We start from the raw sequence: 23,461 nt of genomic DNA, 5'->3' as shown, positions 1-23,461 counted from the left end.
ATATGGAAGAAGTAACCAGCAACCTGAACTCGTTGTGGTTGCTCGTTGCAGCCGCCCTCGTTCTCCTCATGACCCCCGGCGTCGCCTTCTTCTACGGCGGCATGGTCAAAGCGAAGAGCGTCATCAGCATGATGATGATGAGCTTCGGAGCGATGGGCCTCGTCGGCGTCCTCTGGGTGCTGTACGGGTACGGTCTCGCATTCGGCACCCCACTCATCCCCGGCATCGTCGGCAACCCCTTCGACGGCTCGATCGGACTCGGCAGCCTCCTCGGCATCGGTGAGGGCGGAGCGATGGACCCGGATCTCGCCGGACTCGCGTTCGCCGGATTCCAGGCCACGTTCGCCATCATCACCGTCGCCCTCATCTCGGGCGCCATCGCCGACCGTGCGAAGTTCGGTGCGTGGATGGTCTTCGCCGGCATCTGGGTGACCGTCGTGTACTTCCCGGTCGCGTTCATGGTCTTCAACCTCGCGGAAGGCTGGGCTCCGGTCTGGGGCGTCAACGACTTCGCCGGTGGAACCGCGGTGCACATCAACGCCGGTGCCGCCGCTCTCGCTCTCGCCCTGGTGCTCGGCAAGCGCGTCGGCTTCCAGAAGGGAATCCAGAAGCCGCACAACGTTCCGCTCACCCTGCTCGGCGCCGCGTTGCTGTGGTTCGGCTGGTTCGGCTTCAACGCCGGTTCGGAAGCCGCAGTCGACGGCGTCGCCGCGATCGCCTGGATCAACACCCTCGCCGCTCCGGCCGCTGCCATCATCGGTTGGCTGATCGTCGAGAAGATCAAGGACGGCAAGCCCACCTCAATCGGTGCAGCATCGGGCGCCGTGGCCGGCCTGGTCGCCATCACCCCGGCCTGTAACATCCTGACCCCGGGTTGGGCGATCGTGCTCGGCGTGCTCGCCGGAGCCGTCTGCGCGCTGGCTGTCGAGCTCAAGTTCAAGCTCGGCTTCGACGACTCGCTCGACGTCGTGGGCATCCACCTCGTCGGCGGTCTCATCGGAACGCTCTACATCGGCATCTTCGGCGCCGGCATCGGCCTCATCGACACCGGTTCGGGCGAGCAGCTGCTGAAGCAGTTCGTCGCAGCCGTAGTCATCATGGTCTACTCGTTCGGCATGGCCTGGATCATCGGCACGATCATCCAGAAGACGATGGGCTTCCGCATCAAGAACGAAGACGAGGTCGCGGGCGTTGACACCACGGTGCACGGCGAAGAGGGCTACGTGCTCGAAACCGTCTGATCACTGCACGACCACAAGCGGGGCGTCATCCTTCGGGGTGGCGCCCCGCTTCCGTGCGCGTGAGGGTTGCTTCGCGGTTCCCGATCGCGTCGCGGGCCAGTACGGTGGCCCCCGCGACCGCCGCAGGCATGGCGAACACCGCGCCGAGCGGGATGAGGAAGAGCAGATAGGTGGCCACGCCGAAGCCGAGAGTGCGAGCGCGACGGGCGCCGAGCATCCGTCTGCGGTCGCGTAGACGGAGCTCCCGGGCGTCGAAGGCGAACCCGGTGAGCTCGAGGGCGAGCACCCAGCCGCCGAAGAGCGCCGCGAGCACGGGTACCGCGATCTGGCCGGCCACCGGCACGAGGCCGACGACGAAGAGCACCAGGCCGATCACGATCGTGAGGGCCAGGATGCGCAGGCCCGCGCCGATTCCGCGGGCCAGGAGCCGCCAGAAGCGGCCTGAGGGCTCTGCGGGAGCATCTCCGAGAGTCAGTTCGGTGTCGCGCCAGATGCGCTCGTAGAACGGGTCTCCGACCGCGAGGGTGATGGCGGTGAAGGTGAAGACGACGAGCAGGATGCCCACACCCACCAGAGCGACGGCCGCCGAGACGCGGGTGATGGTGCGCCACGGTTCGACCCAGCCCTCGGCGAACGGCGTCACCCAGGTCGCGAGGTCGGGGGAGAAGACGGCGAGCACGACGATGCCGGCGAGGTAGACGACGGCCACGATGAGCGCGGGCAGTGCTCCCATGAGCATGAGCTTCGGGCGAGTGGCCCAGAGCCCGAGCCCCCGCCCGAGCACCCCGATGCCGCTGAAGAACTCTCGAATCATCTCCAGAGCGTACCCGGCGCGACCCGCCCGCACCCGAGCCACCAACGACGAAGGGTCCCCGTGAACGGGGACCCTTCTATATGCTCGTGGGCGATACCGGACTCGAACCGATGACCTCTTCCGTGTGAAGGAAGCGCGCTACCAACTGCGCCAATCGCCCGGGGACAGTTATCGATACTAGTGGACGCGGGAAGCTCTTGTGTGCACGGGCGCTCGACGAGGTCTTAGAGTTCAGAAATGAGCACCCCGCCTCCGCACCCCGGTCAGCCCGCACCCGCCTCCGCGAACCCGGTTCCCGCGCCGTACCCGGGGCCCGTGCGCCCCGGCGACAAGCGCCCCATCACGGCCGTGCTCTCGCTCGTGCTCGGGGTGATCGTGTTCGGCGGCACCCTCGTGGCGAAGCTCGGCGCCGCGGCGGTCACCGACACGCCCGACGGTGTGCTCTCCACCCTCGGTGCCGCGTCGTTCCTCAGCCTGCTCCTCATCGTGCCGGCGATCGTGCTCGGACATCTGGCCGTCAGTTCAACCGGAAAAAGCGCCCGGGTCGGTCGCGGGATGGCGGTCGGGGCGCTCGTGCTCGCCTACGTCGACCTGGTGCTCTTCGTGGTGCGGCTGCTGGCAGCCGCCATCGCCACCGCCGTGCTGGGCGATGCGAGCTCGTTCTTCTACAACCTGTTCTTCTGGGTGTGACACGCCGCGTTATCGGCATATTCACGCTCCCGGCGTGTCCTGGTTTGGCAATCGTCGAGCGAGTCGGATAGAGTCTCATCCGCACGCAGAAATGCGAGCGAAATGCGGATGTGGCGCAGTGGTAGCGCATAACCTTGCCAAGGTTAGGGTCGCGAGTTCGAATCTCGTCATCCGCTCGAGTGAAGTTACTCGTTTGTGGCAACCCACGCGGTTTACACGAAAGCACGAACTGGGTGGCGTGGCCGAGAGGCGAGGCAGCGGCCTGCAAAGCCGTCCACACGGGTTCAAATCCCGTCGCCACCTCCACTCGAACACCACCGCAGGGGATAACACTCCAATGGGCGATTGGCGCAGCGGTAGCGCGCTTCCCTGACACGGAAGAGGTCACTGGTTCGATCCCAGTATCGCCCACCACTTGCGGGGCCCGGATATCTTCTGGGCCCTTTTCTCTTGGAGAACCAGGACCCACGAATCGCGGCGAAAGCGATGCTTCCGCCTCCAGCGATTCGTGCTGGTTCGATCCCAGTATCGCCCACCACTCAAAGGCTCCGGATACGTTCCGGGGCCTTTCGTCTTGGAGAACCAGGACCCACGAATCGCGAGCGAAGCGATGCTTCGCTCCCTAGCGATTCGTGCTGGTTCGATCCCAGTATCGCCCACCACTTGGGGGGCCCGGATATCTTCTGGGCCCTTTTCTTTTGGAGAACCAGGACCCACGAATCGCGAGCGAAGCGATGCTTCGCTCCCTAGCGATTCGTGCTGGTTCGATCCCCGTATCGCCCACCACTTGGGGGGCCCGGATATCTTCTGGGCCCTTTTCCTTTGGAGAACCAGGACCCACGAATCGCGGCGAAAGCGATGCTTCCGCCTCCAGCGATTCGTGCTGGTTCGATCCCAGTATCGCCCACCACTCAAAGGCTCCGGATACGTTCCGGGGCCTTTCGTCTTGGAGAACCAGGACCCACGAATCGCGAGCGGAGCGATGCTTCGCTCCCTACCGATTCGTGGTGGTTCGATCGCCGTATCGCCCACCACTTGCGGGGCCCGGCGTCGCCGCGAAAGTCATCTGAATCGGGTGCCGGAAGGGGAGAGCGTCGTACGGTCGAAGCATGGATTCCTCTCCGACGGCCAAGCCCGGCGTCGCCGCGCGTACGCGAGCGATGATCGGCCGCAATCCCACTGCGAACCGCGTCTACCGAACCGGAGTGGGCGTCGTGGGCGGCGGGACGGTGGCGCTCGGGGTCGTGCTGATTCCATTGCCCGGGCCCGGCGCCCTCATCGCCATCGGCGGACTCGCCCTGCTCGGCACCGAATTCGAATCGGCCAAGAAGGTCAGCACCAAGGCGAACGCCGCCGCCAAGAAGACCTACGCGGTCGCCAAAGCGAAGGCGGCTGAACGGAAAGCCGCCAAGCGCGCCGCAGATCCGCACAGCTGAGTTTCAAACAGCGCCCCCGAACGGGCGCGCGTCCCAGTAGGGTTCGATACATGGGGATCAACGAAACGACCGAACTTCCGTCGCGCCGCACCGCGCTCACGATGGCCGCCTGGAGCGTTCCGGTGGTCGCACTGACGATCGCGGCCCCGGCTGCCGCCGCGAGTAACGAGACCAGCACCTACATCGTCTACCAGTCCTACGCCGGTTGGTCTGTCAGTGCCGATTACCAGGCCTTCGTGCTCGAGGCCTACATCCGCACGCGCGCCACGAACTCGCCCGTGGCCGGCGTTCAGGTCACCTGGACCGTTCTCGAGACCGGCCAGGTGTTCTCGGCCACCACATCGAGCAGCGGATTTGCCCGCGTCGACGCACCGCCGAGCACGGTCGTGGGCACGCCTGGCTTCGTCGATATCGCGTCGATGGATGCGACTCATCGCCTCGCTGTGCAGGGAGAGCGCCCACCGGTCTGAGCGCGACCGCCACGTCGATAGGATTGGTGGGTTCGATTCGACGGAAACAGGAGCACCTCACCCGTGGCAACAGGATTTGATCTCTTCACTGACCGGGCCGTCGTGGCCATGCGCGTCAACGGTGAACTGAAAGACCTGGCCACCACGGTGACGGATGCCGACACCACTGAGCCGGTGACGATCGACAGTCCCGACGGACTCGCGATCCTCCGCCACTCGGCCGCGCACGTCGCCGCCCAGGCCGTGCAGCAGATCAACCCCGAGGCCAAGCTCGGCATCGGGCCGCCGATCACCGACGGCTTCTACTACGACTTCGACGTGGCCGAGCCTTTCACCCCCGACGACCTGAAGGCCATCGAGAAGGGCATGGAGCGCATCATCCGGCAGGGCCAGCGCTTCGTGCGTCGGGTCGTGACCGAAGAAGAAGCGCGTGCCGAGCTGGCGAACGAGCCCTACAAGCTCGAGCTGATCGGCCTGAAGGGGGCCGGCGACGACGAGCTGAGCGCCGACGACGAGTCGGTGGAGGTTGGCGGCGCCGAACTCACCATTTACGACAACGTCGACCCGAAGACCGGCGAGACGCTCTGGAAAGACCTCTGCCGGGGCCCGCACCTGCCGAGCACCCGGATGATCGGCAACGGTTTCGCGCTCACCCGCCTGGCCGCCGCGTACTGGCGCGGTTCGGAGAAGAACAAGCAGCTGCAGCGCCTCTACGGCACCGCCTGGCCCACCAAAGACGAGCTGCGCGCCTACCAGACCCGCATCGAAGAGGCCGCGAAGCGCGACCACCGCAAACTCGGCAACGAGCTCGACCTGTTCTCGTTCCCCGACGAGATCGGTTCGGGCCTCGCGGTCTTCCACCCGCGCGGCGGCATCATCCGGGCCGAGATCGAGAATTACCTGCGCAGCCAACTGATCGCGCACGATTACGAACTGGTGAACACCCCGCACATCACGAAGAAGCACCTCTTCGAGACCAGCCAGCACCTCACCTGGTACAAGGACGGGATGTTCCCGCCCATGCACCTCGACGAGGAGACCGATGCTGAGGGCAACATCACCCGACAGGGCCAGGACTACTACCTGAAGCCCATGAACTGCCCGATGCACAACCTCATCTTCCGCGCCCGCGGCCGCAGCTACCGGGAGCTTCCCCTGCGCTTGGCCGAGTTCGGCACGGTCTACCGCTACGAGAAGAGCGGCACCCTCTCCGGCCTCACCCGCGTGCGCGGCCTGACGCAGGACGACGCGCACATCTACGTCACCCCCGACCAGGTGAAGGACGAGCTGTCCCGTCAGCTCGATTTCGTGCTCGAGACGCTGCGCGGCTACGGGCTCGACGACTTCTACCTCGAGCTCTCCACGAAAGATCCCGAGAAATCCGTCGGCGACGACGAGCTGTGGGATGACGCGACCGAGACCCTGCGCCAGGTGGCCGTCGACTCCGGTCTCGAGCTCGTGCCCGACCCCGGGGGAGCGGCCTTCTACGGCCCGAAGATCTCGGTGCAGGCGCGCGACGCGATCGGCCGCACCTGGCAGCTGTCCACAGTGCAGCTCGACTTCAACCAGCCCGAGTTGTTCGAGCTCGAGTACACCGCGCCCGACGGCTCGCGCCAGCAGCCGGTGATGATCCACCGCGCCCTTCTCGGCTCCATCGAGCGTTTCTTCGCCATCCTGCTCGAGCACTACGCGGGCGCCTTCCCGGTGTGGCTCGCCCCGGTGCAGGTGGTGGGCATCCCGATCTCCGACGAGCACGCCGACTACCTCGCCGAGGTGGTGCGGCGGCTGAAGAAGCGCGGCATCCGTGCTCAGCTCGACGATTCGGCCGACCGGATGCAGAAGAAGATCCGCACGCACACGAAAGACAAGGTGCCGATCCTACTCATCGCGGGCGCCGACGATTCCGCTGCCGGCTCGGTGAGTTTCCGCTTCCGCGACGGATCGCAGGAGAACGGCGTGCCCGTCGACGACGCGATCGAGCGGATCGTGGCGAGCGTGGAGCAGCACCTGCAGGTGACGACCGCGGGTCAGCTCTGATGAGCTCCGACCACGACGACCACGACGACCACGACGCTCGCGACGAAGGTCGGAACGCGCCCGGCGCGAACTACGGTCCGAACGAGTTCGACGATTTCACGGTGGAGTCCTCGAGCGATTTCGCGGCGGTTCCGGATGCCTTCCAACGTCTCTGGACCCCGCACCGGATGGTCTACATCCAGGGCGGCGAGCAACCGCACATCGACGAGTGCCCCTTCGATCGGGCGCCCACATTGAGCGACGAAGAGGGTCTGATCGTCGCCCGCGGCGAGCACGCGTATGTGCTGCTGAACCTCTTTCCCTACAACTCGGGCCATTTGCTGGTCTGCCCCTACCGCCACGTGGCCACCTATGACTTGGCGACGCCCGAGGAGGTGGCCGAGATCGGCAGCCTCACGCAGACCGCGATGCGCGTGCTGACGGAGGTCTCCCACTGCGACGGCTTCAACATCGGGATGAACCAGGGCCGGATCGCGGGCGCCGGAGTGGCCGGGCACCTGCACCAGCACATCGTGCCGCGGTGGGCCCTCGACTCCAACTTCTTCCCGATCATCGCCGGCACGAAGGCCGTGCCGCAGCTGCTCGGCGACGTGCGCGCCGAGATCCAGGCCGCCTGGCCCGTCGGCTGAGCCCGACCGACGCCGCTTGGCCGTTCAAGGCCACGAAAACCGTATTGGCGGCCGAGGCTCCGAGCCCCGCACGGTAGAATCTTCCTGTTTCTGAGAGGACATGATGAGCGAGAGCACCACACACGAGTTCGGATCCAACCGCGTCAAGCGGGGCCTGGCCGAGATGCTGAAGGGCGGCGTCATCATGGACGTCGTGACGGCCGAGCAGGCACGCATCGCCGAAGATGCGGGCGCGGTCGCCGTCATGGCCCTGGAGCGGGTTCCGGCCGACATCCGTTCTCAGGGCGGCGTGGCCCGGATGAGCGACCCCGACCTGATCGAGGCCATCATCGCCGAGGTCTCCATCCCGGTGATGGCGAAGGCTCGCATCGGCCACTTCGTCGAGGCGCAGGTGCTGCAGGCGCTGAACGTCGACTACATCGACGAGTCCGAGGTTCTGAGCCCGGCCGACTACGTGAACCACATCGACAAGTGGGACTTCACCGTTCCCTTCGTCTGCGGCGCCACGAACCTGGGTGAGGCGCTCCGCCGCATCAACGAGGGTGCGGCGATGATCCGCTCCAAGGGCGAAGCCGGCACGGGCGACGTCTCCGAGGCCACGAAGCACATCCGCAAGATCAAGTCGGAGATCGCGGCGCTGTCGTCGATGTCGAAAGACGAACTCTACGTGGCGGCCAAAGAGCTGCAGGCTCCCTACGACCTCGTGGTCGAGGTGGCCGAGACCGGCAAGCTGCCGGTGGTGCTCTTCACCGCGGGCGGCGTGGCCACTCCGGCGGATGCCGCGATGATGATGCAGCTCGGCGCCGACGGCGTGTTCGTGGGCTCCGGCATCTTCAAGTCGGGCAACCCGGAGAAGCGCGCTGCGGCGGTCGTGAAGGCCACCACCTTCTACGACGACCCGAGCGTCATCGCCGAGGTCTCCCGGGGTCTCGGTGAAGCGATGGTGGGCATCAACGTCTCCGACGTGCCCGCGCCGCACCGCCTCGCCGAGCGTGGCTGGTAACGAGACGGGCGCAGGCGCCACGACGGACAGCGCTTCCCGACCCGTCGGTGTGCTCGCCCTGCAGGGCGACTTCCGTGAGCACGTCGCGGTTCTGCGGGGTCTCGGGGCCGACGTCATCACGGTGCGCCGCCCCGAGGAGGTCGCCGCGATCTCCGGCCTCGTCATTCCGGGCGGCGAATCCAGCGTGATGGACAAGCTCTCCCGCACCTTCGGTGTGGCAGACGCGCTCAAGAAGCAGATCGCCGACGGCCTGCCGGTCTACGGCACCTGCGCCGGCTTGATCATGCTCGCCGATCGCATCATCGACGGCATCCGGGGTCAGGAGAGCCTCGGTGGACTGGATGTCGCGGTGCGCCGCAACGCCTTCGGGGCGCAGACCGAGTCGTTCGAGGCCGACCTCGACGTGCCGGTGCTGGGGGAGCCGCCGATGCACGCGGTCTTCATCCGCGCGCCCGTGGTCGCCGAACTCGGCGACCAGGCGACAGCCCTCGCGACGCTGGAGGACGGCACGGTCGTGGCGGTCGAGCAGGGCAATCTGATCGGCACCTCGTTCCACCCCGAGATGACCGCCGACTACCGCTTCCACCAGTACTTCCTCGACAAGGTCGCCGCGCGCTCCTCCCGCCGCTGACGCACCGCTCGCGTAGACTTGTCATCGATTCCTGAAGGAGATTTTCGTGTCCGGACACTCTAAATGGGCCACGACCAAGCACAAGAAGGCGATCATCGACTCGCGCCGTGCCAAGTCGTTCGCCAAGCTGATCAAGAACATCGAGGTCGCCGCCAAGATCGGCGGCGCCGACATGGCCGGCAACCCGACCCTGGTCGACGCGGTGCAGAAGGCGAAGAAGACTTCGGTGCCCAACGACAACATCGATCGCGCCATCAAGCGCGGCGCGGGTCTCACCGGTGAGTCGATCGACTACCAGACCATCATCTACGAGGGCTACGGGCCGAACGGCATCGCGCTGCTGGTGGAGTGCCTCACCGACAACAAGAACCGCGCCGCCGCCGACGTGCGCACCGCGATGACCCGCAACGGCGGCACCATGGCCGACCCGGGCAGCGTGGCCTACAACTTCAGCCGCAAGGGCGTCATCACCGTCGCCCACGCCGACGGCGTGACCGAAGACGACATCCTGCTCGCCGTGCTCGACGCCGGCGCCGAAGAGGTCACCGACCGGGCCGAGTCGTTCGAGGTGCTCACCGACCCGTCGCACATGGTCGCCACGCGCAGCGCGCTGCAGGAGGCCGGGATCGACTACGACTCCGCCGACGTCGAGTTCGTCGCGAGCCTGCAGGTCGAGGCCGACGCCGAGACCGCACGCAAGGTCTTTCGCCTGATCGACGCGCTCGAAGATTCCGACGACGTGCAGAACGTGTACACGAACATCGACATCACGCCTGACGTCCAGGCCGAGCTCGAAGAAGACTGACCGCGTGAGGCCGCTCCGGGTTCTGGGCATCGACCCCGGCCTCACCCGTTGCGGTGTGGGAATCGTGGATGTCGCGGCGACACGGACGCCCACGCTCGTGCACGTCTCCGTCATCACGACGGGCGCCGATCTGCCCCTCGAGGAGCGGCTGTTGATCATCGCCGCCGGAATCGAGGCGCTGCTCGACGAGCACCGGCCCGACAGCGTGGCCGTGGAGCGGGTGTTCGCGCAGCACAACGTGCGCACGGTCATGGGCACGGCCCAGGTGAGTGGCATCGCCTTGCTCGCCGCCGCGCGCCGGTCGCTCGCGGTCGGTCTGCACACTCCCACCGAGGTCAAGGCGGCGATCACCGGCTACGGTCAGGCCGACAAGAAGCAGGTCGGCGCGATGGTGGCCAAGGTGCTGCGACTCGAGAGCGTGCCGCGACCGGCTGACGCCGCCGACGCCCTCGCGCTGGCGATCTGTCATGCCTGGCGGGAGCCGCTCGGCAGTGCGGTGACCGGCGCGACCAGCGGATCGACGCGGCCCCGCGCATCCGTCGACCCGGCGTCCTCACTCACCCCTGCTCAGCTCGCGTGGCGCGCCGCCGAGCAAGGCACCACGCGCCGCCCGACGGCGCATAGGCTGGCCCGATGATCTCTGCGTTGCGCGGCTCCGTCCTCTCCGTCGCCGGCGGGACCGCCGTGATCGACGTGGGCGGAGTGGGCTTCTCGGTGGCGGTCACGCCCCGGCACGCGCTCACGATGCGGGTCGGCGCCGAGACGACGGTGCTGACCACGCTCATCGTGCGCGAAGACAGCCTCTCCCTCTTCGGGTTTCCGGATCAGGACTCGCTCGAGATCTTCTCGCTGCTGGTCGGGGTGACCGGGGTGGGGCCGAAGTCCGCCCTCGGCGTGCTGGCCGAAATGACCCCCGGCGAAGTGGCTCTCGCCGTGGCGCGGGAAGACGACGCGGCCTTCCGCAAGGTGACCGGCATCGGACCGAAGACGGCGAAGTTGATCGTGGTGTCGATGGCCGGAAAGATCGCTGCCCGGCCGTTCGACGCGCCGGATGCCTCCGCCGGCAAGGCGAGCCCGTCGCGCCTCGTGCGCGACAACGTCGAACGCGCGCTCGTGGGTCTCGGCTGGCCAGAGCGCAATGCCGCAGCGGCCGTCGACGACGCCCTCGAGTCGGCCACCCCCGCCGACGCCGCGAACGTGCAGTCGCTGCTGCGTCTCGCTCTCGCGGTGCTCGGCCCGGCGCAGAACACCGGGGGCTCGCGATGACCGCGTTCGACGGTGAAGACCTGGTGAACCCCGAGGTGGAATCGGAGGCCGAGGTCGCCTTCGAAGGGGCACTGCGGCCGAAGTCGCTCGCCGAGTTCGTGGGCCAGCGGAAGGTGCGAGGGCAACTGCAGCTGTTGCTCGACGCGGCCGCGATCCAGTCCCGCACCCCCGACCACATCCTGCTCGCGGGCCCGCCCGGGCTCGGCAAGACCACGCTGGCGATGATCGTGGCGCACGAGAGCAACCGGCCGCTGCGGCTCACGAGCGGTCCGGCCATCCAACACGCCGGCGATCTCGCCGCCGTGCTCTCCTCACTGGTGCCCGGCGAGGTGCTCTTCATCGACGAGATCCACCGGATGGCGCGCTCGGCCGAAGAGATGCTCTACCTCGCGATGGAGGACTTCCGCATCGACATCATGGTGGGCAAGGGCGCCGGGGCGACGAGCATCCCGCTCGACCTCGCGCCCTTCACCCTGGTGGGCGCCACGACCCGCTCAGGGCTCCTGCCGAACCCGCTGCGCGACCGGTTCGGGTTCACCGCGCACCTGGAGTTCTACGAGACAGAGGAACTCGTTCAGGTGATCCGCCGGGCCGCGGCCCTGCTTTCGGTCGAGATCGACGACGAGTCGCTGCGCGAGATCGCCTCCCGCTCGAGGGGAACGCCTCGCATCGCCAACCGCCTGCTGCGCCGCGTGCGCGACTACGCCCTGGTCGCCGGGGGAGGCGCCTCGCTCGAGGCCGTACAGGCCGCGCTCGAGCTCTACGACGTCGACGAATTGGGGCTGGACCGCCTCGACCGGGCGGTGATGTCGATCATCCTGGAACGCTTCGACGGCGGGCCGGTGGGGCTCAACACACTCGCGGTGTCGGTGGGCGAGGAGTCCGAGACGATCGAGGCCGTGGTGGAGCCCTTCCTGGTGCGGATCGGGCTGCTTTCCCGCACCCCGCGGGGCCGTATCGCCACCAAGGCGGGCTGGGCTCACTTCGGAATCCCTCGCAATGCGGACTCCCTCTTCGGAGATGACCTATAATTCAAGCTGGTCTTCAGCACTCGTCTATATGATGAGGCCTTGCTGACACCCTCACCCACTTGGAAGGCGCCTTTTTCATGGCCATCGATCCGTTAACAATCATCATGCTGGTCGTTCTGGCCGTGCTGGTGTTCTTCATGTTCCGCAACAGCCGCAAGCGCAAAGCACAGGCTGAGGAGCTGCAGAGCAAGGTGGCGGTGGGCGCCGAGGTCATGACGAACTTCGGTCTCTACGGAACGATCCTCGAAATGGACGACGAAGAGAACCAGGTTCTGGTGGAGACCACTCCCGGCACCGTGCTCCGTGTTCACCGCCAGACGGTGACCCGCGTCGTCACCCCGTCGCCGCTCGCTCCCCTCGAGGAGTCGCTCGACCACGACGTCGACGGTGCGCCTGCCTACGGAGAGCGGATCGACGAGACCACGGCGGATGCCCCGACCGCCGGCGAACCCACCGTCTCGAAGACCGAGAAGAAGGACGACGAGTAACTTCTCGTTTCCTTTCCTGATCTACGCTCTCCGCGATGGCGCATGGGCGGCACAGAAAGCTGAGTAACTGGTGGCACAATCTACCCCGGTCAAGATGGCGGTTCGCACCCTCATTTGGCTTCTCGTCATCTTCGGAGTGCTGACGGCGACACTCGCGGGCGGCGTCCTCTGGGGAGGCGCATCCTGGACCCCGAAGCTCGGGCTCGATCTCGAGGGCGGAACCCAGATCATCCTGGCCCCGCAGCTCGAGAGCGGCCAGGAGGTCACCTCGGAGCAGCTCGACCAGGCTGTCTCGATCATCCGCCAGCGTGTCGATGCCAGCGGCACGACCGAGGCGGAGATCAGCACGCAGGGTGCGAACAACATCGTCGTCTCGATTCCAGGCACTCCCGATGAGGAGACGCTGAACCGGATCGAGTCGTCGGCGAAGCTGGAGTTCCGGCCGGTGCTGCTGGCCGACGTCTCCACCGCGACGACGTCGACGTCGAGCCCGGGAGCCACGCCGACCGTCGACCCGAACCTGTCGACCACGCCGACGGCGAGCCCCACCAACGCCAGCGACCTGGCGTACGTGACGCCGGCGCTGCAGGGCGAGTTCGACAACTTCGACTGCAGTGCGGCGCCCACGAGCTCTGAGCCCGCTCCGGCCGACCAGCCTCTCGTCACCTGTGACGACAACGGGGTGAAGTATGTCCTCGGCCCGGTCGAGATCGAAGGCGCCGACATCGCGGATGCGTCCAGTGGCGTCGCCACCACGCAGAACGGTTCGTCGACCGGCCAGTGGGTCGTCGACCTGACGTTCAACGATCAGGGAACCAAGGAGTTCGCCGCGGTCACGACGCGGCTCTTCGGTCTCACCGGCGTGCAGAACCAGTTCGCCATCGTGCTCGACGGCCGAGTGATCACCGCCCCCACCACGGGCGGCGCCTTCACCGACGGCCGCGCGCAGATCTCGGGCTCGTTCACGCAGGAGTCGGCGAAGACGCTCGCCGACCAGCTGAAGTTCGGTGCGTTGCCGATCGGCTTCACGGTGCAGAGCTCCGACACCATCTCGGCGACGCTCGGCTCGACCCAGTTGATGAGCGGCCTCATCGCCGGCATCATCGGTCTGCTCCTGGTGGTCGTGTACTCGCTCATCCAATACCGGGCTCTGGGTCTCGTGACCGTCGCCTCGCTGATCATCGCGGGGGCGATGACATATCTCGTGATCGCCTTGATGTCGTGGCGCATCGACTTCCGCCTGTCCCTGGCCGGTGTGGCGGGTCTGATCGTCGCGATCGGCTTCACCGCCGACTCGTTCATCGTCTACTTCGAGCGAATACGTGACGAGTTGCGCGACGGCAGAACCCTCGGGGGCGCCGTCGAGGCGGGCTGGAAGCGTGCGAAACGCACGATCTACGCGGCCAAGGCCGTGAACCTCCTGTCGGCCATCGTGCTCTACGTGCTGGCCGTCGGAAACGTGAAGGGCTTCGCCCTCACCCTGGGTGTGACGACCATCATCGATGTGATCGTGGTCATCATGTTCACGCACCCAGTGCTGCGTCTGCTCGCGGCGACCCGCTTCTTCCAGAGCGGCCGCCCGATCACCGGCCTCGATCCCACGGCGCTCGGAGCGATCTACCGAGGGCGGGCGGAATTCCGCAAGCCCGTCGACGTGTCCGCGGCGAAGCGCACCGGCAGCAACCGGGAAGCGGTGCGCCGGCAGACGATCGCGGAGCGGAAAGCTGCCCAATTGACGATGGAACGACCCGGCGATACGTCCGATGATCGGAAGGACGACTGATGCCCAGTTTCGCCAAGTTCGGCAACGACCTCTACACCGGTGAGCGGTCGTTCGACTTCATCAAGCAGCGCAAGATCTGGTACGCGATCGCCATCGCGATGATCATCGCCTCCATCCTCATCCCGGTCATCCGAGGCGGGTTCAACTTCGGCATCGAGTTCCGGGGCGGATCGCAGTTCGTGATCACCGGAGTCACCGAGGTCGACCAGGGCAAGGCCCAGGCGGCGGTCGACAGCGTCGAGCCGAATGCGGTTCCCCGCGTCTCGGCGCTGGGGCAGGACGGCATCCGGGTTCAGACCGATCAGCTGACCGACGAGCAGAGCGACGAGGTGCGCCAGGCACTGGCCGACACCTACGGCGTTCCGGTCGAGGAGATCACGGCGTCGTTCATCGGTGCATCGTGGGGAGCGGATGTCACGTCGCAGGCCATCAAGGGCCTCGTGGTGTTCCTCGTGCTCGCTGCGATCGTGATGGCGCTCTACTTCCGAACGTGGAAGATGTCGGCCGCCGCCATGCTCGCGCTGCTGCACGACCTCGTGATCACGGCGGGCGTCTACGCGGCCACCGGCTTCGAGATCACCCCCGCGGCGGTCATCGGGTTCCTGACGATCCTCGGCTACTCGCTCTACGACACGGTCGTGGTGTTCGACAAGATCCGTGAGAACACAGCGAAGCTCACCGACGGTTCGCGCTACACCTTCGCCGAATCGGTGAACCTCGCCGTGAACCAGACTCTCGTGCGGTCGATCAACACGGCGGTCGTCGCCGCGTTGCCGGTCGCGTCGATCCTGTTCATCGGTGCATTCATCCTGGGCGCCGACACCTTGCGGGACATCTCGCTCGCGTTGCTCGTCGGCATCATCGTGGGAACGTATTCGACGATCTTCATCGCCGCACCGTTGTACGTCGATCTGCGCCGACACGAACCCCGGTTCGTGAAGCACGACTCACGCGTACTGGCGGTTCGGGAGAAGTCCGAGGTCAACGCCTGAAGCGAACGGGCATCAGCGCCCGCGTCGGCGGGGGATAATCGTGGTGGAGGCCTGACATGACGGAGACCAACGCGACGTCGACAGCTACGCTGCGCCGTCTGGTGCCCCGGTTGTTCTCGCGGGCCCAGCCGGCCGGCGCGGTCGACACCCTGATCCGCACGGTGCGGGCCAACCATCCGAAGGCCGACCTGACCATCGTCGAGCGCGCCTACACCGCGGCGGAGCGCGCTCACGACGGGCAGAAGCGCCGGAGCGGCGAGCCCTACATCACGCATCCGGTCGCCGTCGCGCAGATCCTGGCCGAACTCGGCCTCGGGTCGAAGGCCGTGGCCGCAGCCCTGCTGCACGACACGGTCGAAGACACCGAGTACTCGCTCGACATGGTGCGCCATGACTTCGGAGACGAAGTGGCGATGCTGGTCGACGGCGTCACCAAGCTCGACAAGGTGAAGTACGGCGACAGCGCGCAGGCCGAGACCGTTCGCAAGATGATCGTGGCGATGTCGCGCGACATCCGGGTGCTCATCATCAAGCTCTGCGACCGCCTGCACAATGCCCGCACCTGGGGCTTCGTGCCCACCGAGTCGGCGCAGCGCAAGGCCAAGGAGACCCTGGAGATCTACACGCCGCTCGCGCATCGGCTGGGCATCCAGTCGATCAAGTGGGAGCTCGAAGACCTGTCCTTCGCGGTGCTCTACCCGAAGCTCTACGTCGAGATCGAGAACCTGGTGCGTCAGCGCACCCCGCAGCGCGAGGAGTACGTGCAGCAGGTCATCGATGCGGTGGGCGAAGACCTCAAGGCCGGCAAGATCCGTGGCAAGGTCGCCGGGCGGCCGAAGCAGTACTACTCGATCTATCAGAAGATGATCGTGCGCGGCCGCGAGTTCGACGAGATCTACGATCTGGTCGGCATCCGGGTGCTCGTGAACACCGTGCGCGACTGCTATGCCGTGCTCGGATCGATCCACGCACGCTGGAATCCGATTCCCGGTCGCTTCAAGGACTACATCGCCACCCCCAAGTTCAATCTCTACCAGTCGCTGCACACGACGGTGATCGGCCCGGGCGGCCGGCCGGTCGAGATCCAGATCCGTACCCACGAGATGCACCAGCGCGCCGAGTACGGCGTCGCAGCGCACTGGAAGTACAAGGAGCGGGTGAACGGGGGCAAGGCTGCGGCATCGAACGCCTCGTCGAGCGACACCGACATGGCGTGGCTGGCGCGCATCTCCGACTGGCAGGCCGAGACCGTCGACCCGGGGGAGTTCCTCGACTCGCTGCGCTTCGAGATCGGTGCCAAAGAGGTCTACGTCTTCACACCCAAGGGCAAGGTGGTCGGTCTTCCGGCCGGCGCCACTCCGGTCGACTTCGCCTACGCGGTGCACACCGAGGTGGGGCACCGCACTATGGGCGCGAAGGTGAACGGGCGGCTGGTGCCGCTGGATTCGACGCTCGGCTCGGGCGACGTGGTGGAGGTCTTCACCTCGAAGAACCCCGACTCCGGGCCCTCACAGGACTGGCTCAGCTTCGTGCAGAGCCCTCGCGCGCGCAACAAGATTCGCCAGTGGTTCACCAAGGAGCGCCGCGACGAGGCCATCGAGCAGGGTCGCGACGCCATCGCGCGCGCCATGCGCAAGCAGAACCTCCCGCTGCAGAAGCTGATGAGCCAGGACTCCATCGCGGATGTCGCATCCCAGCTGCACTACGACAACGTGTCGGGGCTCTACGCAGCCATCGGCGAGGGGCACATCTCCACACAGTCGGTGATCGAGAAGGTCATCGCGTCGCTGCAGACCGAGGTCGAGAGCGATGACTCCGATCTCGATGTCTTCGTGGGTAACCGCCCCCGGGTCACCCACAGTGACTCCGGTGTGCTCGTGCGCGGTGCACCCGACATCCTGGTGAAGCTCGCGAAGTGCTGCACCCCGGTGCCGGGCGACGACATCGTCGGCTTCGTGACCCGTGGCTCTGGCGTCTCGGTGCACCAGGCCGACTGCCACAACGTCGCTGCCCTGCTCAACGAGCCGGAGCGGATGATCGAAGTGGAGTGGGCGCCGTCGTCGAAGAGCGTCTTCCTGGTGCAGATCCAGGTCGAAGCCCTCGACCGCTCGGGCCTGCTCTCGGATGTCACGCGCGTGCTCTCGGAACACCACGTCAACATCCTCTCCGCCTCGGTGAACACCTCGAGCGACCGACTGGCGATCAGCCGTTTCGTCTTCGAGATGGGCGACACGACGCACCTCGACCGCGTGCTCAATGCGGTGCGGCGGATCGATGCGGTCTACGACGTCTATCGGGTCTCCGGCGGCTGATCAGCGCGGCGGACCGCGGAGCACCTCGTCGATCTCCTCGAGCCTTCGGAGCGCCCGCTGTTTGTGGGGCAGGTGCGGCACCCGGCGCAATTCGGCCCGGCACCGTACGGTCGACGCTCGGGCGGTCAGCAACAGTGTCGTCACGCACAGCACGACACCGCGGTCGAACACCGGGTCGCAGCGCACCAGATCGACGGCGGTGCGGAACGGATCGGTGACCCGCACCGGCCCGGCCTCCATGATCTCGTGATCGCCGAGCACCACCTGTCGCACCTGCCTGTCGATCGAGGGCACATCACGGATGCGGTGCGACGATCGGATGCACAGCTGCACCGGTCGGGGAAACCGCGGTGTCGCGCCGTGCAGCCAGGCCGCCGACATCCGTTCGACGATCAGCCCATCGGGCACCAGTGGAGCGAGCGCCGCACCGCGTAGTGCCGCGGAGGGATGCACGTCGACCGAGCAGTAGGCGCCCGCCAGAGCTCGCAGATCGCCGTCGAGCCGGGCGGCGCTGAGCTCAGCAAGGGGGAGATGGGTGCTGTCGAGAACGAGGGGAAGCGCGGGTGCCATGCCTCGATGATGCCCGGTGCACGCCCAGCACAGGGCGGCACCGAACAATCTGTGGACAACGTGCAAAGCACTCAGCGCCTGTGGAATACCGCCACAGGCGCTGACGACTCAACCCAGGGCGTCCAACCACACCTTGCGGGCATCGAGGGCTTCTTGCAGCTCAGCGACCTTCTTGCTGTCGCCGGCGGTCTTGGCGTCGTCGATCTCGCGCTGCAGCTTATCGATCGCGCCGGTGAGCTGCGAGGCGAGCCCCTCTGAACGGGCCTTCTTCTCGGGGTTGTTGCGGCTCCAGTAGTCTTCGTCGAGCTTGCGCACGGCCGTCTCGACCTTGCGCAGCCGCTCTTCGACGGTCTTGACCTGCTCGCGCGGAACCTTGCCGATGGCGTCCCAGCGCTGCTGGATGGAGATCAGGGCCTCCCGAGCACGAGTGCGATCGGTCTCCTTGAGCAGCGGCTCCGCTTCGTCTAGCAGGGCCAGCTTCTGCGTGAGATTCTCGCCGAACTCCTGCTCGTCGCGGGCCACGACCTCGCTGCGGGCCGAGTAGAGCACGTCGCCGGCGGCCTTGAACTTGTCCCACAACGCGTCGTCGTACTTCTTGCCGGCGCGGCCGGTGGCCTTCCAATCGGCGAGCAGATCGCGGTAGGCGGGGATGCCGTCGGACCCGCGCGGAGCGAGAGCTTCGGCCTGGTCGACCAGTTCCTGCTTGCGGTTCCGCGCATCCCGGTGCACCTGATCGAGCTCGGCGAAGAACGACTTGCGCTGCGTCTCGAGCGACGTGCGGGCCTCGCGGAAGCGCTTCCACAATTCCTGAGCCTCGCTGCGGGGAAGACGCGGGCCCTCCTGCTGGTGCTTCTGCCAGCGGGCGAACAGCTCGTCGATCTTCGCGGTGACCGTCTTCCACTGCGCCTTGGCCGGGTCTTGGGCCGCGAGGGCTTCGATCTCGACGACGATCTCGGTGCGGTCGAGAACGGCCTGCGCCACCTCGGCCTGCGCCTCGGCCGACTGCTTCTCGGTGATCTCGCTCACGGTCGAGGCCAGGGCCTCGAGGCGCGTGTGCAGCGACTCCAGGTCGCCGACGGCGTTCGCCGTCTGCACCGACGACGTGAGTGCACCGACGGCCTTCGCGATGTCGTTGGCCGGAGCGCCGCGCTTCGCGCGCTGCTCGAGCAGGGTCACCTGCCCGGCGAGATCGGTGTACTTGCGCTCGAAGTAGGCGATCGCCTCTTCTTTCGTGCCATCGGGATACTGGCCGACCAGTCGCTCACCATCGGCTTCGAGCACGTAGACGGATCCATCGTCGTCCACACGCCCCCACGGGTGTTGATCACTAGCGGTCACGGAACCATCCTGTCGACGATGTCTGGAGTACGGCCACAAGCCTATTGCACCGGGCGCGCTGGGTTATTGAACTGTGACATTGGTGATGACCGCCGGAGAGGCCGGCTTGCCGTCGCCCGAGCCGTCTTCCGTGCCCGCCGCGACCACGCTCGACTTCAGAGCGTCGAGACCGCTCGTGACCTGGCCGAGCACCGTGTAGCCGCCCGCGGCATCCGAGGGGATCGTGCTGTCGTCGTAGACGATGAAGAACTGGCTGCCCATGCTGTAGCCGTTTCCGCTCTGGCGGGCCATGGCGAGCGTGCCGGCGGGGTAGACGTCGTCGGCCGGGGCGTTCTCGACCGGTCCGTAGCTGTATCCGGGCCCGCCGGTGCCGGTGCCTTCCGGGTCGCCGCACTGCAGCACGAAGATGCCGCTGGTGGTGAGGCGGTGGCAGGAGGTGCCGGTGAAGAAGCCCTCCTTGGCCTGTGAGAGGAAGGCGGAGACGGCCTGCGGAGCAGCCGCACCGTCGAGCGTGATGCCGAGGGGGAGGTCGTTGATGGTGAGCGTGCCCGTCCAGTCCCGGCCCTCGGCGAGGGTGGAAGACGGCACGTCGCCGGTGTTCTGGCCTTCGGGGGCGGCGTCGCTGTCGTCGGCCGGCGGCGTCGCGGATGCGCTCGGCGTGGCGACCGACGATCCCGGTCCGCCATTGAAGTAGAACAGCTGGGCGCCGGTGACTCCGGCGATCACGACGACGACGACGACCGCAGCGATGACGTTGTCGCGCACCCGGCGCTTGGAGCGCTCGGTGTGTGCTGTCTGCCGGGCCTGGTAATCGCGCAAGCGGGTGCGAGCTTCTCGAGCGGCGCGCTCCTGATTGCTGGGTGCCACGGGTCCTCCATCGGTCTTCGATCGCCGGGCTCTGTCGGCCCATCACAGTACCCTAGACGTATGGCCTATCAGCAACCGGGACTCCACTCCGGAGCAGTCCCGCTCGCTGTCCGCATGCGGCCCCGCAGTCTCGACGAAGTGGCGGGTCAGAAGCACCTCCTGCGGCCCGGTTCGCCGCTCGTGAACCTGGCCTCCGACACCGGGGGCACGACCGGCTCGGTGTCCGTCATCCTGTGGGGCCCGCCCGGCACGGGCAAGACCACGCTGGCGCAGGCCATCGCCCACAGCTCGGGCCGCAAGTTCGTCGAGCTCTCGGCCGTCACCGCGGGGGTGAAAGACGTGCGGCAGGTGATGGACGACGCGTTCCGCAACCGCGACCTCTACGGCCTCTCCACCGTGCTCTTCCTCGACGAGATCCACCGCTTCACCAAGGCGCAGCAGGATGCGCTGTTGCCGGGTGTCGAGAACGGCTGGGTCATCCTCGTGGCGGCCACCACCGAGAACCCCTCCTTTTCGGTCATCTCGCCGTTGCTCTCGCGTTCGCTCCTCCTGACCCTCGAGCAGTTGACCGACGACGATCTGGGGGTGCTGATCGACCGGGCCGTCAGCGACCCGCGGGGTCTGGCCGGCAAGGTCGCGCTCGACGACGAAGCACGCGCCGCGATCATCCGGATGTCGTCGGGCGACGCCCGTCGTGCCCTCACCGCTCTCGAGGCCTCAGCCGGCACGGTGCTGGCCGCCACCGCCGGCGAGCACGGCGACGAAGACGACGACGAGGCCGACGACGACGAGGTGCCCCTCATCACCGGCGCGGTGCTCGAGCAGTCCGTCGACCGCGCGCTGCTGCGCTACGACCGCAACGGCGACGAGCACTACGACGTGATCAGCGCGTTCATCAAGTCGGTGCGCGGGTCCGACGTCGACGCCTCGCTGCACTACCTCGCGCGCATGTTCGAAGCGGGCGAAGACCCGCGGTTCATCGCGCGACGGGTCATCATCCTGGCGTCGGAAGACATCGGCATCGCCGACCCCCAAGCACTGCCGATCGCGGTCGCGGCCGCGGAGGCCGTGCAGATGATCGGGATGCCGGAGGGCCGCATCCCGCTCGCCGAGGCCGTGGTGTACCTCGCCACCGCCCCGAAATCGAACGCCGCGTACATGGGCATCAACGCCGCCATCGCCGATGTGAAGGCCGGCAACTTCGGGCGGGTGCCCAAACACCTGCGTGACGCCCACTACGCCGGCGCCAAGCGGCTGGGGCACGGCAAGGGCTACAAATACCCGCATGACGACGACCTCGGCGTGGTGCGGCAGCAGTACCTCCCCGACGAACTCGCCGGCAAGACCTACTACGAGCCCACCGATCACGGGCACGAACGGGAGATCTCGGCCCGGCTCGCGAAGCTGCGGGACATCACCCGGGGACCGCAGAAATAGGCGGATCGGCGACATCCGCTGTGCTAGTCTTGTCGATGCCTAATCAGCGTCATTTCGGAGCGGCTGCCGATCGACACTGGTGACGGGATCGCGTTCTTTAGCCGAACCGCCCGGCAGACACCCCTCTTACTTGGACTCCTGTGGAGTCACGCGCACTGCTGTGCGCAAATCCATCTTGTAAGAATTCCAACGAAAGGACGTAAGTGGCTACCAAGTCGCGTACGCGCAGCAAGACCCGCCTTTCCCGGGCGCTCGGCATCCCGCTCACCCCGAAGGCGGCCAAGTACCTCGAGAAGCGCCCCTACGCTCCCGGTGAGCACGGCCGCACCAAGCGCAAGCAGGACAGCGACTACGCCGTTCGTCTGCGCGAGAAGCAGCGTCTGCGCGCCCAGTACGGCATCCGCGAGAAGCAGCTGAAGATCGCCTTCGAAGAGGCCCGCAAGGCGAAGGGCCTGACCGGTGAGAACCTCGTCGAGCTCCTCGAGATGCGCCTCGACGCCCTGATCCTGCGTTCGGGCTTCGCCCGCACCACCGCTCAGGCCCGTCAGATGGTCGTGCACCGTCACATCCTGGTCGACGGCCAGCTCGTCGACCGCCCGTCGTTCCGCGTGAAGCCGGGTCAGCTCATCCACGTCAAGGCCAAGTCCGAGGGCACCGAGCCCTTCCAGGTCGCGGCAGCCGGCGGTCACATCGACCTGCTCCCCAAGACCCCGGGTTACCTCGAGGTCGAGCTCGACAAGCTGCAGGCCCGCCTCGTGCGCCGCCCGAAGCGCGCCGAGGTTCCTGTGACCTGTGAAGTGCAGCTCGTCGTCGAGTACTACGCAGCGCGCTAAGCGTTTCACCGAGTCGTGGGCAGTCACGACATACTAGAGAGCGGGTCACCCCTGGTGGCCCGCTTTCTGTGTATCCGAAGAGGGGTTGAACCATGTCGGGTGGAGACATCGCAGGACTGATCGCCGCCGGCGTGTTCGCTGTTCTGGTGGCCATCATCGCCATCCCGTTGGTGAAACTCGGGGGAGTGTTCGACCAGACCCGCGACTCCATCAAAGACGTCAGCGACGGCATCACGCCTATCCTCACGGAATCGACGGTCACCGTGCAGGAGGCGAACAAGCAGCTCGCCCGGGTCGACGTGATCACGCGCAACGTGGAAGAGGTGACCGGCAACGTCTCGTCGCTGGTGTCGCTCTTCGCCGCCTCCGTCGGCGGGCCGCTGATCAAGCTCGCCAGCTTCAGCGCCGCCGTGCGGGCCGCGATGCTGAGCTTCCGTGCGGCGAAAGGCGAGGATGCCGACGGCACCGCACGCCGACCCAAGAAGCCCAAGAAGACCACGCACTAAACTGGCCGGAGGCTTTTGCCGCTTCCGACACGAACGAGGAGAACGACGATGAAGAAGTTTCTGTGGCTGATCGCCGGTGTGGGCATCGGCTTCCTGGTCGCCCACCAGTTCAACCAGACGGCGAAGGGCAAGCAGTTCTTCAATGAGTTCGACAAGAAGACCAAAGAATTCAGCGACTCGCTGATCGACGGTTACCGGGAGCGCGAGGCCGAACTCCGCGCTGCCATCGCCGGCAAGTAACGACCCCTGGCGCCGCGGCCGGCCGCATCCGAGCCGGTCGCT

General features: G+C 66.7%; 24 protein-coding genes and 4 tRNA genes. 23 read left to right on the top strand and 5 right to left on the bottom strand.

Annotated features, from left to right (window positions below):
* Positions 1 to 2: 2 nt before the first annotated feature.
* Positions 3 to 1,241, top strand: coding sequence for an ammonium transporter (locus tag N1027_RS15510; protein WP_259509034.1), 1,239 nt, complete (start codon positions 3 to 5; stop codon positions 1,239 to 1,241).
* Between the two features lie 25 nt (positions 1,242 to 1,266).
* Here N1027_RS15510 and N1027_RS15505 read toward each other — a convergent pair whose 3' ends face one another.
* Both N1027_RS15505 and N1027_RS15500 read right to left on the bottom strand, forming a co-directional pair.
* The gene (locus N1027_RS15505; RefSeq protein ID WP_259509033.1) at positions 1,267 to 2,055 is read right to left on the bottom strand and encodes an EI24 domain-containing protein; all 789 of its coding nucleotides are present in this window, start codon (positions 2,053 to 2,055) and stop codon (positions 1,267 to 1,269) included.
* A gap of 87 nt (positions 2,056 to 2,142) precedes the next feature.
* Positions 2,143 to 2,215, bottom strand: a tRNA-Val gene (locus N1027_RS15500).
* Between the two features lie 77 nt (positions 2,216 to 2,292).
* Here N1027_RS15500 and N1027_RS15495 point away from each other — a divergent pair.
* The 18 genes from N1027_RS15495 to N1027_RS15410 all read left to right on the top strand — a co-directional run bounded on the left by N1027_RS15495 (position 2,293) and on the right by N1027_RS15410 (position 17,628).
* Entirely contained in the window at positions 2,293 to 2,745 is a 453-nt protein-coding gene (locus tag N1027_RS15495) for a hypothetical protein (RefSeq protein ID WP_259509032.1), read from the top strand.
* Positions 2,746 to 2,849: 104 nt separating this feature from the next.
* A tRNA-Gly gene (locus tag N1027_RS15490) sits at positions 2,850 to 2,921 on the top strand.
* Between the two features lie 56 nt (positions 2,922 to 2,977).
* A tRNA-Cys gene (locus N1027_RS15485) sits at positions 2,978 to 3,051 on the top strand.
* A gap of 33 nt (positions 3,052 to 3,084) precedes the next feature.
* Positions 3,085 to 3,159 (top strand) — tRNA-Val (locus tag N1027_RS15480).
* A gap of 695 nt (positions 3,160 to 3,854) precedes the next feature.
* On the top strand, positions 3,855 to 4,181 hold the full coding sequence (locus N1027_RS15475) for a PGPGW domain-containing protein (protein ID WP_259509031.1): 327 nt from the start codon (positions 3,855 to 3,857) through the stop codon (positions 4,179 to 4,181).
* A 50-nt stretch (positions 4,182 to 4,231) separates the two neighbouring features.
* Entirely contained in the window at positions 4,232 to 4,651 is a 420-nt protein-coding gene (locus tag N1027_RS15470) for a hypothetical protein (protein ID WP_259509030.1), read from the top strand.
* A gap of 108 nt (positions 4,652 to 4,759) precedes the next feature.
* Complete coding sequence (thrS, locus tag N1027_RS15465; protein ID WP_259510428.1) at positions 4,760 to 6,688, top strand: threonine--tRNA ligase; 1,929 nt, start codon at positions 4,760 to 4,762, stop codon at positions 6,686 to 6,688.
* Entirely contained in the window at positions 6,688 to 7,317 is a 630-nt protein-coding gene (locus tag N1027_RS15460) for an HIT family protein (RefSeq protein ID WP_259509029.1), read from the top strand. Before thrS ends, N1027_RS15460 begins: the two co-directional genes overlap by 1 nt.
* Before the next feature lie 103 nt (positions 7,318 to 7,420).
* Positions 7,421 to 8,320: a pyridoxal 5'-phosphate synthase lyase subunit PdxS gene (gene pdxS, locus N1027_RS15455; RefSeq protein ID WP_259509028.1), complete on the top strand. Its 900-nt coding sequence runs from the start codon at positions 7,421 to 7,423 to the stop codon at positions 8,318 to 8,320.
* Positions 8,310 to 8,951, top strand: a complete 642-nt coding sequence (gene pdxT / locus N1027_RS15450) for a pyridoxal 5'-phosphate synthase glutaminase subunit PdxT (protein WP_259509027.1) — start codon at positions 8,310 to 8,312, stop codon at positions 8,949 to 8,951. The genes pdxS and pdxT overlap by 11 nt, the downstream gene beginning before the upstream one ends.
* Positions 8,952 to 8,997: 46 nt before the next feature.
* Positions 8,998 to 9,756 carry a YebC/PmpR family DNA-binding transcriptional regulator gene (locus N1027_RS15445; protein WP_259509026.1) on the top strand — a complete coding sequence of 253 codons (759 nt, stop codon included), beginning with the start codon at positions 8,998 to 9,000 and terminating at the stop codon, positions 9,754 to 9,756.
* 4 nt (positions 9,757 to 9,760) lie between these two features.
* Positions 9,761 to 10,393: a crossover junction endodeoxyribonuclease RuvC gene (gene ruvC / locus N1027_RS15440; RefSeq protein WP_259509025.1), complete on the top strand. Its 633-nt coding sequence runs from the start codon at positions 9,761 to 9,763 to the stop codon at positions 10,391 to 10,393.
* A complete protein-coding gene (ruvA, locus tag N1027_RS15435) occupies positions 10,390 to 11,022 on the top strand; it encodes a Holliday junction branch migration protein RuvA (RefSeq protein ID WP_259509024.1) in 633 nt (210 codons plus the stop codon). The genes ruvC and ruvA overlap by 4 nt, the downstream gene beginning before the upstream one ends.
* Positions 11,019 to 12,053 carry a Holliday junction branch migration DNA helicase RuvB gene (gene ruvB / locus N1027_RS15430; RefSeq protein ID WP_259509023.1) on the top strand — a complete coding sequence of 345 codons (1,035 nt, stop codon included), beginning with the start codon at positions 11,019 to 11,021 and terminating at the stop codon, positions 12,051 to 12,053. Before ruvA ends, ruvB begins: the two co-directional genes overlap by 4 nt.
* Before the next feature lie 77 nt (positions 12,054 to 12,130).
* The gene (yajC, locus tag N1027_RS15425; protein ID WP_259509021.1) at positions 12,131 to 12,541 is read left to right on the top strand and encodes a preprotein translocase subunit YajC; all 411 of its coding nucleotides are present in this window, start codon (positions 12,131 to 12,133) and stop codon (positions 12,539 to 12,541) included.
* 70 nt (positions 12,542 to 12,611) lie between these two features.
* Positions 12,612 to 14,324 carry a protein translocase subunit SecD gene (secD, locus tag N1027_RS15420; protein WP_259509020.1) on the top strand — a complete coding sequence of 571 codons (1,713 nt, stop codon included), beginning with the start codon at positions 12,612 to 12,614 and terminating at the stop codon, positions 14,322 to 14,324.
* Positions 14,324 to 15,316, top strand: a complete 993-nt coding sequence (gene secF, locus N1027_RS15415; RefSeq protein WP_259509019.1) for a protein translocase subunit SecF — start codon at positions 14,324 to 14,326, stop codon at positions 15,314 to 15,316. Before secD ends, secF begins: the two co-directional genes overlap by 1 nt.
* A gap of 56 nt (positions 15,317 to 15,372) precedes the next feature.
* Positions 15,373 to 17,628, top strand: a complete 2,256-nt coding sequence (locus N1027_RS15410) for a RelA/SpoT family protein (protein ID WP_259509018.1) — start codon at positions 15,373 to 15,375, stop codon at positions 17,626 to 17,628.
* Here N1027_RS15410 and N1027_RS15405 read toward each other — a convergent pair whose 3' ends face one another.
* The 3 genes from N1027_RS15405 to N1027_RS15395 all read right to left on the bottom strand — a co-directional run bounded on the left by N1027_RS15405 (position 17,629) and on the right by N1027_RS15395 (position 20,403).
* On the bottom strand, positions 17,629 to 18,198 hold the full coding sequence (locus N1027_RS15405) for a hypothetical protein (RefSeq protein WP_259509017.1): 570 nt from the start codon (positions 18,196 to 18,198) through the stop codon (positions 17,629 to 17,631).
* A 108-nt stretch (positions 18,199 to 18,306) separates the two neighbouring features.
* Positions 18,307 to 19,536, bottom strand: a complete 1,230-nt coding sequence (locus tag N1027_RS15400) for a DUF349 domain-containing protein (RefSeq protein WP_259509016.1) — start codon at positions 19,534 to 19,536, stop codon at positions 18,307 to 18,309.
* A 63-nt stretch (positions 19,537 to 19,599) separates the two neighbouring features.
* Positions 19,600 to 20,403: a peptidylprolyl isomerase gene (locus tag N1027_RS15395; protein WP_259509015.1), complete on the bottom strand. Its 804-nt coding sequence runs from the start codon at positions 20,401 to 20,403 to the stop codon at positions 19,600 to 19,602.
* 60 nt (positions 20,404 to 20,463) lie between these two features.
* Here N1027_RS15395 and N1027_RS15390 point away from each other — a divergent pair, with 60 nt between their 5' ends.
* The 4 genes from N1027_RS15390 (at position 20,464) to N1027_RS15375 (ending at position 23,419) form a co-directional block, all read left to right on the top strand.
* Positions 20,464 to 21,840 carry a replication-associated recombination protein A gene (locus N1027_RS15390; protein WP_259509013.1) on the top strand — a complete coding sequence of 459 codons (1,377 nt, stop codon included), beginning with the start codon at positions 20,464 to 20,466 and terminating at the stop codon, positions 21,838 to 21,840.
* 203 nt (positions 21,841 to 22,043) lie between these two features.
* Positions 22,044 to 22,673 carry a 30S ribosomal protein S4 gene (gene rpsD / locus N1027_RS15385; protein WP_259509012.1) on the top strand — a complete coding sequence of 210 codons (630 nt, stop codon included), beginning with the start codon at positions 22,044 to 22,046 and terminating at the stop codon, positions 22,671 to 22,673.
* A gap of 92 nt (positions 22,674 to 22,765) precedes the next feature.
* A complete protein-coding gene (locus N1027_RS15380) occupies positions 22,766 to 23,179 on the top strand; it encodes a DUF948 domain-containing protein (RefSeq protein ID WP_259509011.1) in 414 nt (137 codons plus the stop codon).
* A 48-nt stretch (positions 23,180 to 23,227) separates the two neighbouring features.
* Positions 23,228 to 23,419, top strand: coding sequence for a hypothetical protein (locus N1027_RS15375; protein ID WP_259509010.1), 192 nt, complete (start codon positions 23,228 to 23,230; stop codon positions 23,417 to 23,419).
* Positions 23,420 to 23,461 lie beyond the last annotated feature (42 nt).

It is taken from the genome of Herbiconiux aconitum (assembly GCF_024979235.1).
Lineage (GTDB): Bacteria > Actinomycetota > Actinomycetes > Actinomycetales > Microbacteriaceae > Herbiconiux > Herbiconiux aconitum.
The sequence above is the reverse complement of the archived record's forward strand: the minus strand, read 5'-3'. Positions and strand labels throughout refer to the sequence as shown.

Excerpts from the sequence above, each read along its gene's own strand:
- N1027_RS15510 (WP_259509034.1), top strand. The coding sequence starts at position 3 with ATGGAAGAAGTAACCAGCAACCTGAACTCGTTGTGGTTGCTCGTTGCA.
- N1027_RS15505 (WP_259509033.1), bottom strand. The coding sequence starts at position 2,055 with ATGATTCGAGAGTTCTTCAGCGGCATCGGGGTGCTCGGGCGGGGGCTC.
- N1027_RS15495 (WP_259509032.1), top strand. The coding sequence starts at position 2,293 with ATGAGCACCCCGCCTCCGCACCCCGGTCAGCCCGCACCCGCCTCCGCG.
- N1027_RS15475 (WP_259509031.1), top strand. The coding sequence starts at position 3,855 with ATGGATTCCTCTCCGACGGCCAAGCCCGGCGTCGCCGCGCGTACGCGA.
- N1027_RS15470 (WP_259509030.1), top strand. The coding sequence starts at position 4,232 with ATGGGGATCAACGAAACGACCGAACTTCCGTCGCGCCGCACCGCGCTC.
- thrS (WP_259510428.1), top strand. The coding sequence starts at position 4,760 with ATGCGCGTCAACGGTGAACTGAAAGACCTGGCCACCACGGTGACGGAT.
- N1027_RS15460 (WP_259509029.1), top strand. The coding sequence starts at position 6,688 with ATGAGCTCCGACCACGACGACCACGACGACCACGACGCTCGCGACGAA.
- pdxS (WP_259509028.1), top strand. The coding sequence starts at position 7,421 with ATGAGCGAGAGCACCACACACGAGTTCGGATCCAACCGCGTCAAGCGG.
- ruvA (WP_259509024.1), top strand. The coding sequence starts at position 10,390 with ATGATCTCTGCGTTGCGCGGCTCCGTCCTCTCCGTCGCCGGCGGGACC.
- ruvB (WP_259509023.1), top strand. The coding sequence starts at position 11,019 with ATGACCGCGTTCGACGGTGAAGACCTGGTGAACCCCGAGGTGGAATCG.
- yajC (WP_259509021.1), top strand. The coding sequence starts at position 12,131 with ATGGCCATCGATCCGTTAACAATCATCATGCTGGTCGTTCTGGCCGTG.
- secF (WP_259509019.1), top strand. The coding sequence starts at position 14,324 with ATGCCCAGTTTCGCCAAGTTCGGCAACGACCTCTACACCGGTGAGCGG.
- N1027_RS15410 (WP_259509018.1), top strand. The coding sequence starts at position 15,373 with ATGACGGAGACCAACGCGACGTCGACAGCTACGCTGCGCCGTCTGGTG.
- N1027_RS15405 (WP_259509017.1), bottom strand. The coding sequence starts at position 18,198 with ATGGCACCCGCGCTTCCCCTCGTTCTCGACAGCACCCATCTCCCCCTT.
- N1027_RS15390 (WP_259509013.1), top strand. The coding sequence starts at position 20,464 with ATGGCCTATCAGCAACCGGGACTCCACTCCGGAGCAGTCCCGCTCGCT.
- N1027_RS15380 (WP_259509011.1), top strand. The coding sequence starts at position 22,766 with ATGTCGGGTGGAGACATCGCAGGACTGATCGCCGCCGGCGTGTTCGCT.
- N1027_RS15375 (WP_259509010.1), top strand. The coding sequence starts at position 23,228 with ATGAAGAAGTTTCTGTGGCTGATCGCCGGTGTGGGCATCGGCTTCCTG.